The sequence below is a fragment of the Cupriavidus sp. U2 genome (assembly GCF_009663685.2).
In the GTDB taxonomy this organism is placed as follows: Bacteria; Pseudomonadota; Gammaproteobacteria; order Burkholderiales; family Burkholderiaceae; genus Cupriavidus; species Cupriavidus necator_C.
The window spans coordinates 279214-292169 of record NZ_RCOG02000006.1 but is presented as its reverse complement, the minus strand read 5'-3'; the positions used below and the strand labels follow the sequence as shown (position 1 = coordinate 292169).

At 69.5% G+C, this 12956-nt stretch carries 6 protein-coding genes; all 6 read left to right on the top strand.

Going from position 1 to position 12956, the window contains the following annotated elements; all coding sequences use genetic code 11:
• The first annotated feature begins 38 nt into the window (after nucleotides 1–38).
• The 6 genes from D9X30_RS07125 (at nucleotide 39) to D9X30_RS07100 (ending at nucleotide 12945) form a co-directional block, all read left to right on the top strand.
• On the top strand, nucleotides 39–5612 hold the full coding sequence (locus D9X30_RS07125) for a trifunctional serine/threonine-protein kinase/ATP-binding protein/sensor histidine kinase (protein WP_153947036.1): 5574 nt from the start codon (nucleotides 39–41) through the stop codon (nucleotides 5610–5612).
• Nucleotides 5613–5750: 138 nt separating this feature from the next.
• Complete coding sequence (gene poxB, locus D9X30_RS07120; protein ID WP_153947035.1) at nucleotides 5751–7484, top strand: ubiquinone-dependent pyruvate dehydrogenase; 1734 nt, start codon at nucleotides 5751–5753, stop codon at nucleotides 7482–7484.
• Between the two features lie 207 nt (nucleotides 7485–7691).
• Complete coding sequence (locus tag D9X30_RS07115; protein WP_153947034.1) at nucleotides 7692–8969, top strand: cytochrome c; 1278 nt, start codon at nucleotides 7692–7694, stop codon at nucleotides 8967–8969.
• A complete protein-coding gene (locus tag D9X30_RS07110; protein WP_153947033.1) occupies nucleotides 8966–9454 on the top strand; it encodes a (2Fe-2S)-binding protein in 489 nt (162 codons plus the stop codon). Before D9X30_RS07115 ends, D9X30_RS07110 begins: the two co-directional genes overlap by 4 nt.
• Entirely contained in the window at nucleotides 9454–11727 is a 2274-nt protein-coding gene (locus D9X30_RS07105) for a xanthine dehydrogenase family protein molybdopterin-binding subunit (RefSeq protein WP_153947032.1), read from the top strand. Before D9X30_RS07110 ends, D9X30_RS07105 begins: the two co-directional genes overlap by 1 nt.
• A gap of 51 nt (nucleotides 11728–11778) precedes the next feature.
• Entirely contained in the window at nucleotides 11779–12945 is a 1167-nt protein-coding gene (locus D9X30_RS07100; RefSeq protein ID WP_153947031.1) for an FAD binding domain-containing protein, read from the top strand.
• Nucleotides 12946–12956 lie beyond the last annotated feature (11 nt).

Genomic DNA, 12956 nt, shown 5'->3' with positions numbered 1-12956 from the left:
CCGCTCCCAGGTCTCCCATTTTTCTCCGGCGCCGCCCCATGACGACCGACGAATCCAGCCTGCCGACTCACCTTCGGAACGGCCCGCACGACGCGCTCTCCCTGTCGGAATACTGCTTCGAGGCCTGCGTGCAGGATGGCATCGTGGCGCTCTCGCGCGGCGTGCATGCCCGTACCGGCAGCACGCTGATGCTGGCACACGCGGCGTCCCCGCGCGCGGAGCCCGATGCCGCGCGGCGCATCGAGACCGAATTCGCACTGCGCGGACTGCTGCGCGCGGAATGGGCGCTGGTGCCGCGCGCGCTCACCCGCTACCGCCAGGGCGTGGCAGCCGTCTATGACGACCACGCCGGCACGCCGGTGTCCGCCCTGGCAGGCCGGCGCCTGCCCGTGGCGCAGGTGCTGTCGATCGCGCTCGGTGCCAGCGCGGCGCTGAAGGCCGTACACGAGTGCGGCCTCGTGCATCGGGCCATCACGCCGTGCAGCCTGTTCGTCGATGACGCGGGACGCTGCCGGATCGGCCGCTTCGGCTTTGCTATCCACGCCTCCCAGCCCGACGCCGACCGCCCCGCCCTGACCATGCTGGCGGGCGAAGCCCCGGCGTACATGTCGCCCGAGCATACAGGGCGCACGCGGCATGCCATCGACGCGCGCAGCGATCTCTACGCGCTGGGTGTCATCGTCTACCAGTTGCTGACCGGTCAATTGCCGTTTGGCGTCAGGAACCCGGACGACCTTGGCGAATGGATTCACGGCCACGTCGCCGGCACGGCGCTGCCGCCCGATGCCATCGCACCCGGCGTGCCGTCCATGCTGTCGCGAATCGTGCTCAAGCTGCTCGAAAAAAGCCCGTCGCGCCGCTACCAGACCGCATCCGGACTGCAAGCCGACCTGAACCGGTGCGTCGACGCATGGCATTCGCATGGCCATATCGAACCGTTCGAAACCGGCGAGCGCGACATCTCCGCCGATCTGGCGCTGCCGGACAGCCTTTACGAGCGCAACGGCGAACTTGCCGCCCTGACCGACGCTTTCGCCAGCGTGCAGGCCAGTGGCACACCGGCCGTGGCGGCGCTGACCGGGCCATCGGGGGCGGGCAAGAGCACCCTGACACAGGCTTTCCTCCAGACCATGCAGGCGCGGCGCGCGTGGTGCGCGATCGGCAAAGCAGACCCGTCCCGCGAGGCCGTGCCCTACGCTGTCCTGGCCGATGCCTTCCGCATGCTGGTTCATCAGATCCTCGGCCTGCCCGAAGAGGCGGTGCGGATGTGGCAACTGCGGCTGGCGCAGGGCCTCGGCAGCTACGGGCAGGTTGCGGCACGCATCGCACCGGCCTTGCGACTGCTGGTCGCTGATTTTCCGGCGCCGCCCGCCGCGCAAGGCGCCGATGCCGATGTGCACGTCGGCATCGCGATGCGCCAGCTGGTGCAGGCGTTTGCGCAGCCAGACCTGCCCTTCGTGCTGCTGATCGACGATATCCAGTGGCTCGACCAGCCGTCGCTGCAGCTTCTGGCGCGCCTGGCCGATGCCTCGACGCCGCTGCCCCTGCTGCTGGTCTGCAGCGCGCGCACCGCTGACGCGTCGCCGCTGGCCGCACTGCGCCAGCAGGCGGCCGTACGGGACATCGCCGTGCCCAACCTGTCGGTGGCATCGGTCGCCACGTTGCTCGCCGAGGCCCTGCGCATGCCTGAGCCGGCCGTGCAGACCCTGGCGCAGCGGGTCCACGCCAAGACGCTGGGTAACCCGTTCTTCGTCAGGCAGTTCCTGCGGACGCTGGCCGACGAACGGCTGATCCACTGCTCGGCCCAGGGCGAGAGCTGGCAATTCGACCTGGTGGCCATCGAGCAGCGCAGCTACACCGACAACGTGGCCGAACTGTGCCTCCAGCGGCTGCACCGGCTGCCGGCGCAAACGCGCGACTGCCTGCGCGGCATGGCGTGCCTGGGCAGCCCTTCTCCAGTCGCGCTGCTTTGCGACATCTTCGACCTGTCTGAACGCGCACTGCATGCCCGGCTGGCGCCCGCGCGTGCCGCAGGGCTGCTGATGCTGGCCGAGCAGGCGTACTTCTTCACGCACGACCGCATCCAGGAAGCCGCACACGACGGCCTCGACGCGACCGCACGCGCCCGGCTCAGCCTGCGTGCAGGACGCCTGCTCGCGCAATCGACCCGGCACGATGGGCGCGACGACCTGCTGTTCCGCGCCGCAGACCTGCTGATGCACGGCGAGACGCAGCAGACGTCGATCGACGACGCCCGCGCGATCGCCACGCTGTTTCTGGACGCCGCGCGGCGCGCTCGCAGCACGGCCGCCTACGCCGCGGCGCTGCAATACATCGACAGCGGCCTGCGCCGCGCGTGCGGGCCGGGCATGCCGTCCGCTGCCGCCGACGGGCTGGTGTTCTCGCTGCGCGAGGAACAGGCGCACTGCTGGTTCCTGCAAGGCCGGCTCGACGAGGCGCTGGCGCTGGCCGCCGAACTGCTCCAACGGCCGACCGGCCCGTTGCGGCAGACCGGCGTATACCGGTTGAAGATCGAAATCCACATGCGACGGTCCGAGAATGCACTGGCGGTACAGCAAGCGATCGAGGGGCTGCATGGCTTCGGCATCGACCTGCCGCCGCATCCCTCCGATGCGCTGTGCGATGCGCTGTATGCCGGGATCCGGCCGCAGCTCGACGCCACGCGGCTCGACGCACTGCTTGCCCTGCCGGATGTGGCCGACGCCCGCATCGACGCCGCCATGGGCCTGCTGGCGGCACTGCAGATTCCGGCCAGCTTCACGGACCCGAACCTGGCGTTCGCCACGCTGTGCCAGATGATGCGGCTCACGCTGGCACATGGCATGAACGCATCGGCCACGGCGTCGCTCGGCTGGCTCGGCGTGCTGGTGTGCCATCGCTATGGGGCATACCACGACGGCTTTCGCTACGGGGAACTGGCACGACGGCTGACCACGCGTCCCGGCTACGCCGGGCACGAAGCGCGCACCCTGTTGCCGCTGGACCAGCTCAGCGTGTGGACCCAGCCGCTGTCCTATTCGATCGAGTGCGCACGGGCCGGCTTTGCCGCGGGCGTGGCACACGGCGACATCACCACGGCCTGCTATGCGTGCTGTCATGTCGTGGCCGTCATGCTGGCGCGTGGCGATCCGCTCGACGATGTCGAGGCCGAAATCGCGCGCGGCCTGCAGTTCGTACGCGCCGCCCGGTTCGGCGACGTGGAGGCCATCCTGCTGCTGCAACAACGGTTCGTCGACGGGCTGCGGACGCTCGCCTGGCAGGCCGCTGGCGTGCCGACGGATCAGGCGCCCGCCGAGGAACGCCTCAGCACGTTCGAGTTCTGGCAGGCCGTGTATCGGTCGAACGTCCTGCTGCTGGCCGGCCACGTCGATGCGGCCGCACGGTGTCTCGACCACGCGGCCACGTTCGCCTGGTCGGCGCCGGCCCATATCCATCAGCTCGACTTCCATCTGATGCGTGCGCTGACGCTTGCCGCCCGGCTCGACGCGTCGCCGGCGGCGCCCGATGCGGCAGCCTGGCAGATGCTGCGTGCCGATGCCCGCAAGCTGCGCGACTGGGCGCAGGCCAACCCGTTGACGTTCGCCGACAAGGCGCTGCTGGTGGAGGCCGAACTGGCCCGGCTGGAAGGCGACGCATTGACGGCCATGTCGCGCTACGAACAGTCCATCGCCCATGCCACCGCGCACGGCTTCGTGCAGGTTGCGGCCATGGCCCACGAGCGCGCGGCGCGGCTTGGCGACGCGCATGGACTGGCATCGGCGGCCGCCGCGCATCGTCGCCATGCGCGCGACGCATACCTGCGCTGGGGCGCCGTCGGCAAGGCACGGCAGCTGGAATCCGACCATCCGGAGATCGTGGATGCCACGCCACTGCGTACCTGGCATCTGGGCACCAGCGCGCAGACGCTCGATGCCGAGAGCGTGATCAAGGCATCCCGGGCACTGAGCGAGGAAATCCGTCTCGACCGCCTGATCGACAAGCTGATGACGATCGTGCTCGAGTACGCCGGCGCCCAACGCGGCCTGCTGATCCGCATGCGCCCCGAAGGGCCGGTCGTCGAGGCCAGCGCGGACACCACGGCCGATGGCATTCATGTGCGGGTCACGCAAGACCCGGTCACCGCCAGCGCACTGCCCGTGACCATGCTCCATACGGCTGTGCGAACGGGACAGGCCGCCATGGCCGGCACGTCGGTCGGCGCCAACCCGTTTGCGACCGACCCGTACTTCGGGCGGGGCGGCCACCCGGCGGAGCTGTCGGAGCCGTCGGGCATGGCGGACATCTCCGCGCTGTGCATTCCGATGCTGCGGCACAACGAGGCCATCGGCGCGCTCTACCTGGAAAACCGCCTGGTGCGCGACGCCTTCACGCTGGACCGCACGCGCGTGCTGGAGCTGATCGCCTCGCAGGCGGCCATCTCGCTGCGCACGGCACGGCTTTACGACGACCTGCTGGCCGAAAACGAACGCCGCCAGCAGGTGGAGCGCGAACTGCGCGCCAGCGAGGCATCGCTGGCCATGGGCGAAAGTGTCAGCCACACGGGCAGCTGGCGCTGGGACCTGAAGCGCGACCGCTTCACGGGCTCGGACGAACTGCGCCGCATCTACGAACTCGACCCCGACCAGCACGACCTGCCGTTCGCGGTCTTCCTGTCGCACATGCATCCCGAGGACCGCGAGATGGTGCGGCACGTCACCGAGACCCATGTCGCGCGGCAGGCCACCGTCCGCGTGGAGCACCGCATCGTGCGGTCCGACGGATCGATCCGCTACCTGGCCGCCATTGGCAAGCCGTTGCCCGGCGAAAATGGCGAACTCGATTACGTGGGCACGGTGACGGACATCACCGCGCGCCGCCAGGCCGAAGACGCGTTGCGCAGCGCCCAGGCCGACCTGGCCCGCGTGGCGCGCGCCACCACGGTGGGCCAGCTGACCGCGTCGATCGCGCACGAGGTGAACCAGCCACTGATGTCGATCGTGTCGAATGCCGGCGCCAGCCTGCGCTGGCTGGCGCGGCCCACGCCCGACATCGCCAATGCGCGCGAGGGGCTGGAGGCGATCCGCAGCGAGGGCCAGCGCGCGGGCGACATGATCCGCAGCTTGCAGGCGCTGACGCGCAACGCCGCGCCGGTGCTGGCCCAGGTGGACATCCACCAGGCCATCCGCCATATCCTGGCGATTTCGCGCAACGAGATCGAGCGGCGGCAAATTGCACTGAAGCTGTCGCTCGATGCCGAACCCGCGCATGCCTTTGGCGACGATATCCAGTTGCAGCAGGTGATCCTGAACCTGGTGGTCAACGCCATCGACGCCATGGGCGAGATCCACGACAGGCCACGCTTGCTGCACCTGGCCACGCGCCTGCTCGACGACCAGTGGCTGGAAGTCAGCGTGGCCGACACCGGAACCGGTATCGGGCCGGACCTTGCCGAGCAGGTGTTCGAGCCGTTCTACACCACCAAGGTCAACGGCATGGGCATGGGGCTGGCCATCTGCAAGTCGATTGTCGAAGCGCATCGCGGCCAGTTGCGCGCCGAGGCGCTGGCGCCGCACGGCAGCCGCTTTGCCTTCTCGATCCCGCGCCAGCCGTAGCCGCCCCGGCGCACCGTGCGAATTCGAAAGTGCGGCCACCGGAATACAAGGCTGGCGGATCGGCCCGACGTAGGCTAGGTTGAATCTTTCGCTGCCTGGCTTATCTGACAGGCATTCCTTCCGGACAAGGAGCACAGCATGGCCACGGAAAATGCAGCCGATCTGATCACCTCGGTGCTGCACGGCGCCGGCGTTCGCCGCATCTTCGGCGTCGTTGGCGACAGCCTCAACGGACTGACCGAATCGCTGCGCCAGCGCGGCGACATCGACTGGATTCACACCCGGCACGAGGAAACCGCTGCCTTCGCGGCCGGCGCGGAAGCGCACCTGACCGGCAACCTTGCCGTGTGCGCCGGCAGCTGCGGGCCGGGCAACCTGCACCTGATCAACGGGCTCTTCGATTGCCATCGCTCGCGCGTGCCGGTGCTGGCCATCGCCGCACACATTCCAAGCGCCGAGATCGGCCGCAACTATTTCCAGGAAACGCATCCCGAGCAGCTGTTCCGCGAATGCAGCCACTATTGCGAACTGGTGTCCAGCGTGGAGCAGCTGCCCGGCGTGCTGGAGACCGCGATTCGCGCGGCCGTGGGGCGTCGGGGCGTGGCGGTCATCGTCATTCCCGGTGACGTGGCGCTGCGGGCCGTTGCGACGGCAGGGATATCCGCACCGGCGTCGATGACCCTGCCGGCGCCCGTGGTGGTGCCCGACGCCGCGTCGCTGGACGCGCTGGCCGAGCTGCTGCGTGGCGGCCAGCGCACCACGCTGCTGTGCGGGCGCGGTTGTGCCGGCGCGCACGACCAGGTGGTGCGGCTGGCCGAGACACTGAAGGCGCCGGTGGTGCACGCGCTGGGCGGCAAGGAATTCATCGAATACGACAACCCCTACGACGTGGGCATGACGGGGCTGATCGGCTTCAGTTCCGGCTACCACGCCATGCAGAACTGCGACACGCTGGTCATGCTGGGCACCGACTTCCCGTATCGCCAGTTCTATCCCGAACGCGCCCGCGTGGTGCAGATCGACGTACGGCCGGAAAACCTGGGGCGTCGCACGCGGCTGGATCTCGGGCTCGTGGGCGATGTGGCCGCCACGCTCGACGCGCTGCAGCCACGCCTGACCCCGCAGGCCGACACCGCCTTCCTCGATGCGAGCGTGCGCCACTACCGCGACGCCCGCAAGCAGCTGGACGACCTGGCCACCGGCGACAGCGGCCGGCGCCCGATCCATCCGCAATACCTGGCCCGGCTGGTCAGCGAGCAGGCCGCCGACGATGCGATCTTCACGTTCGACGTGGGCACGCCCACCATCTGGGCGGCACGCTACCTGCACATGAATGGCCGGCGCCGGCTGATCGGATCGCTGGCGCACGGGTCGATGGCCAACGCGCTGCCGCAGGCCATCGGCGCGCAGGCCGCCTTCCCGGGCAGGCAGGTGGTGAGCCTGTCCGGCGACGGTGGCTTTGCCATGCTGATGGGGGACTTCCTCACGCTCGTGCAGCAGGGGCTGCCCGTCAAGGTGGTGATCTTCAACAACAGCGTGCTGGGCTTCGTGGCGCTGGAGATGAAGGCATCGGGCTTTCTGGAGAGCGGCACCTCGCTGCAGAACCCCGATTTCGCTGCCATGGCTCGCGCGGTGGGCGTGCACGCGCAGCGCGTGGAAGACCCCCGCCTATTGCCGGACGCCATTGCGTCGATGCTGGCGCACGATGGGCCGGCCCTGCTCGACGTCGTGACCAACACCCAGGAGCTGGCCATGCCGCCTGCGCTCAAGGCGGAACAGGTCAAGGGTTTCAGTCTGTGGGCACTGAAGGCCGTCATGAACGGCCGCGCCGACGAACTGGTCGAACTGGCGAAAACCAACCTGCTGCGCTAGGCGCCGGCTGCCGCGCCTGGCCCTGGCTGACTCCCCTCGCCCACACGGCCGAGGGGAGTCAGCCATTGCGCCCGCCACCACACTCCTGGCCGCCCCCATCTCATACCTTCGTTTAGCGCGTCACCGACCACGCGGCAATTGAAGCCACCCTGCCCCGACTTCTACGATGCCTGTCAACAAGACACAGGAATCCACGGGAGCCCCCAGATGCCGTTGCCACGCCGATGGTTATCCATCCTCCTCATTGCCGCCATGCTGGCCATCGCAATGGCCGCGTACCTGATGTGGGAGCCGGCTATCGCGCCGGTGGCACCACCGGCTCCGGCATCGTTCGACCGGCAACGCGTGCTGCGCGGCGCCCAGGTGGTGGCGCAGGGCGATTGCGCGGTATGCCACACCGCCAGGGGCGGCAAGCCGTTTGCGGGCGGCCTGCCGCTGGCCACGCCGTTTGGCACGATCTACTCCACCAACATCACGCCCGACCCGCAGACAGGCATCGGCAACTGGTCGCCCGAGGCATTCACGCGCGCCATGCGCCGTGGTATCGCCCGCGACGGGCATCAGCTCTACCCGGCCTTTCCGTATATCCACTTCACGCGCATGTCCGACGACGATATCGCGGCGGCCTACGCGTACCTGATGCGGCGCGATCCGGTACAGACCCGCACGCCAGCCAACGCGCTGGTGTTCCCGCTGAACTTCCGCCCGCTTGTGGCGTTCTGGAACGTGCTGTTCCTGCGGCCCGGCCCGCAGGCCGCCGATACCTCGCGTAGCGCGCAATGGAACCGCGGCCGATACCTGGTTGACGGCGCCGGCCACTGTGCTGCGTGCCACACGCCGCTGAACCTGATCGGCGGGGAGAAATGGAGCCAGGCGTTCGAAGGCGGGGTGATCGACGGCTGGGAGGCTCCGTCGCTGGCCGCACTGGCACACGGCGCCGTGCCGTGGACAGCGCCTGAACTGGTGACCTACCTGCGCACCGGTGTCTCGTCGGCACATGGGGCCGCAGCCGGGCCGATGCTGCCGGTGACGCGCGAACTGGGCACCGTGCCGCAGGCCGATGCCGAAGCCATCGCCGCCTATCTGCTGGACCTGCGCAAGCCCGCCCCCCGGCAGGCCGGCCCCGGCAGCGCACCCGTCGATGCGCAGGCCGTCCAGCGTGGCCAGGTGCTGTTTGCCGGCGCGTGTGCGTCGTGCCATGGCGATCGGTCGCCCATGCAGCAATTCGGCGACCGGCCAAGCCTGGCCACCAGTAGCGCCATCCATGCCACCACGCCGCGCAACACCATCCAGATGATCCTGCAAGGCGTGCCATGGGAAGGCGAGGACGCCCTGCACTTCATGCCCGCGTTCCACCAGGCCCTGGACGATCGCCAGATCGCCGACCTGACCGTCTATCTGCGGGCCACCTATTCCCGCCTGCCGCCGTGGAACGACGTCGCGCAGGCCGTTACCGACATCCGCAAGGGAGATGCCCCGCAATGATCAAGCTCACCGTCAACGGCAGCACCCATTCCCTCGACATCGATCCCGCCACGCCGCTGCTCTATGCCTTGCGCGAAGACCTGGGGCTCAACGGCGCGAAGTTCGGCTGCGGCCTGGGCCAATGCGGCGCCTGTACCGTGATCGTCGATGGCCAGCCGACGTTCTCGTGCCTGCTGCCGGTGTCGGCCGTGGGCAAGCGCCAGGTGCGTACCATCGAGGGCCTTGGCACCACGCGCAAGCCCGGCGCGTTGCAGCAGGCGTTCATCGATCACCAGGCGGCGCAATGCGGCTACTGCATCGCCGGCATGATCATGCGCGCCCAGGCGCTGCTCGATCGCAACCCGCATCCGGACGATGCCGAGATCCGCGCGCACATGGAGCCCAACCTGTGCCGTTGCGGCACGCATATGCGCATCCTCGCAGCCATCCGCGCAGTGGCGGATGCCGGCAAGGCCGGCATCAAACCCGCCACGGAGGCCGCGTGATGAACCCCGCAGACGACATCGCGAACGTGGCCAATCCCGGCCGACGCGCCTTCATGGTGTCCGGCTCGCTGCTGGTGGGCTTCTCGCTGCTGCCGGGCAGGCAGGCGCTGGCGCAGATGGTGCTGGCCGACGAAGGCGCGGCCATTCACGTGGGCAAGGGGCTCGAAAAGCTGCCCGGCAGCCTGAAGACCAACCCCTATCTGGACGCCTGGATCCGCGTGGCGCCCGACAACGCCGTCACCGTCCATACGGGCAAGGTCGAACTCGGTACCGGTATTCGCACCGCGCTGCTGCAGGTGGCCGCCGAGGAACTGCAGATCGATCCGCGCCGCATCACGTTCCTGACGGCCGACACCGTGCGGCTGCCCGACGAAGGACTGACCGCCGGCAGCCACACGATGGCCGACAGCGGCAGCGCGCTGCTGCATGCCGCCGCACAGGTACGCGGCCTGATGACCGATGCCGCCGCGCGCGTGCTGCGCGCGGACCCGGCCACGCTGACCGCGCGCGACGCGCGCATCGCGGCCCGCGATGGCCGCTCGGTCACGTTTGCCGAACTGCTGCCGCATGTGAACTTGCACACGATGGCCACGCCGACGTCGCCGCTGCGCGATCCGGCATCGTTCACCGTGATCGGCACCGCCATGCCGCGCCTCGATATCCCCGGCAAGGTAACCGGTGGACCCAGCTACGTGCAGGACCTGAAGATGCCCGGCATGGTGCATGCCCGCGTGGTCCTGCCGCCGGCCTACGATGCGCCACTGCTGTCCGTGGACGAAGCCGGCGCGCGCGCCACGCCCGGCTTTATCGCCATCGTGCGCGACGGCAGCATGCTGGCCGTGGTGGCCCGGCGCGAATGGCAGGCGGTGCAGGCCCAGCGCGCGCTGTCGGCCGGTTGCCGTTGGGGCAAGGGCCGCGCCCTGCCCCAGCCAGACCAGGTGGCGGCGCAGTTGCGCCAGATCGCCACGGAGCGCATCGTGATTGCCGACACCAGGGCGCCGATGCCGCCGGCGGCGAAGACACTGGAGGCCACCTGCACGAAACGCTACCTGATGCACGGATCGATCGGCCCGTCGTGCGCCGTGGGGCATCTGCAGGACGGCAAGCTGACCGTCTGGACCCATTCGCAAGGGGTCTACCCGCTGCGCGACGGCCTGGCCGAGATGTTGTCGCTGCCGAAGGATGCCGTCCGCTGCGTGCATGTGGAAGGCTCGGGCTGCTATGGCCACAACGGCGCCGACGACGTGGCCGCGCACGCCGCGCTGCTGGCCCGCGCCCTGCCGGGGCGCCCGGTGCGCGTGCAATGGATGCGCGACCAGGAACACATGTGGGACCACTTCACGCCGGCCATGGTTACGCACGTCAAGGCATCGCTGTCGGCCGACGGCACGATCGTCGATTGGGACTATGCGCTGTGGAGCAGCTCCCACAACGAACGGGTGGTCAACGCCGGCCGGCTGCTGCCTGCCACGCAGCTGGCACGGCCGTTCAAGCCGGCCCCGTCCACGCCGATGCTGCAACCCGAGGGCGGCGGCGACCGCAACGCGATTCCGCTCTACCGGCTGCTCGCGAGCCATATCGTCAACAACTTCTCGCCGACCATGCCGCTACGCACGTCGGCCATGCGGTCACTGGGCGCGCACATGAACGTGTTCACCATCGAGACCTTCATGGACGACCTGGCGCGTGCGGCTGGCACCGACCCGGTGGCATTCCGCATCCGCCACATGGACGACCCCCGCGCGCTCGACGTGATCCGCCTGGCGGCACAGCGGTTCGGTTGGCCGCGCCGCCAGCGCAAGCCCGGACACGGCGTGGGTTTCGCCTTCGGCAAGTACAAGAACCTGATGGCCTACGTGGCGATGGCGGTGGAAGTGGCCGTGGAACGCGATACGGGCCAGGTTCGGCTGACACGCGCCGACGTGGCGGTGGACTGTGGACAGATCGTCAATCCCGATGGCGTGCGCAACCAGATCGAGGGCGGCATCCTGCAATCGGCGAGCTGGACGCTCTACGAGCAACTGCGCTTCGATGCCAATGGCGTGCGCAGCTTCGACTGGGGCAGCTATCCGATCCTGCGCTTTTCCGCGGTACCCGCGCAGGTGCGCGTGCATCTGGTGGATCGCCCCGGTACCCCGTTCCTGGGCGTGGCCGAAGCGGCCATGGGCCCGACCGCGGGCGCCATCGGCAACGCCCTGTTCGATGCCACGGGCCAGCGCCTGCGCGACATGCCGCTGGCCGGCGAGCGGCTGCGCCACCTGATTGCGCCCTGAGCCGCTTTCCCGTCCCCATTCCACATATCTCGTTTCCACCCGGAGTCAACCATGCGCACACCACCACGCCCCCGCGCCATCGTCATCGGCGGCTCGCTTGGCGGCCTGTTCAGCGCCGTCTGCCTGCGGGCAGCCGGCTGGGACGTCGTCGTCTTCGAGCGGTCTCCCCAGGAACTGGACAGCCGTGGCGGCGGCCTGGTGCTGCAGCCAGCGGTTATCGACGCGCTCGACTTCGCCGGGATCGATCCGGGCGCCGATTTCGGCGTGCCGTCGCGCGACCGCGTGTTCGTGGACCGAAACGGCGCCGAGCGACGCGCGTACATGCCGCAGACCCAGATCGCCTGGAACGGCCTCTACCTGCGCCTGCGCCGCGCCGTGGACCCCGCCACGCTGCGTGCCGGCGAAACCTTCACGGCGTTCGCGCAGCATGGCAGCCGGGTAACGGCGCGCTTTGCGTCGGGCCACGCCGAAGAAGGCGACCTGCTGATTGGCGCCGACGGCCCGCTGTCGGCGGTGCGCGCACAGCTGCTGCCCGGTGCCCGGCCCACCTACGCCGGATATGCCGCGTGGCGCGGCGTTCTGCCCGAAACGGCGCTCCCGAGCATCAGCGAGCCGTTGCTGCGCAACAGCTTCGTGTTCCAGGACGGCCGGGCGCACCAGTTCCTGTCGTACCGGATTCCGGGCGAAGACGGCAGCGTGCGGCCCGGCGAGCGCCGGCAGAACTGGGTCTGGTATCGCAAGATCGCGCAGGGGCCGGAACTCGATGCGCTGCTGCAGGACCGCGTGGGCCAGCGCCACAACTATTCCCTGCCGCCCGGCGCCATGCGCGATGCCGAGATACGCAACCTCCAGATGGGCGCGCTGGATGTGCTGGCGCCCGCGCTGGCGGGGCTGGTCACCGCCACGCCCGATCCGTTCCTGCAGCTGATTCACGACTACGAGGCCCCACGCATGGTGTTCGGGCGCGTGGTGCTGCTGGGCGACGCAGCGTTCGTCGCGCGCCCGCACACCGGCGCCGGGGCCGGCAAGGCCGCGGCCAATGCCGTGGCGCTGGCGCGGGCGCTGCAGGGGCGCGCCGTTGACAAGGCGGACGGTGCGGGCGGTATCGACCCGGCGCTGGCTGCGTGGGAACAGGACCAGCTGCCGGCCGACCGGCGCCTGGTCAAGTGGGGGATCGCACTGGGTCAGCGGATCATGGGCGCGGCGCAGCCCGCCTGAACGGTGCTGGC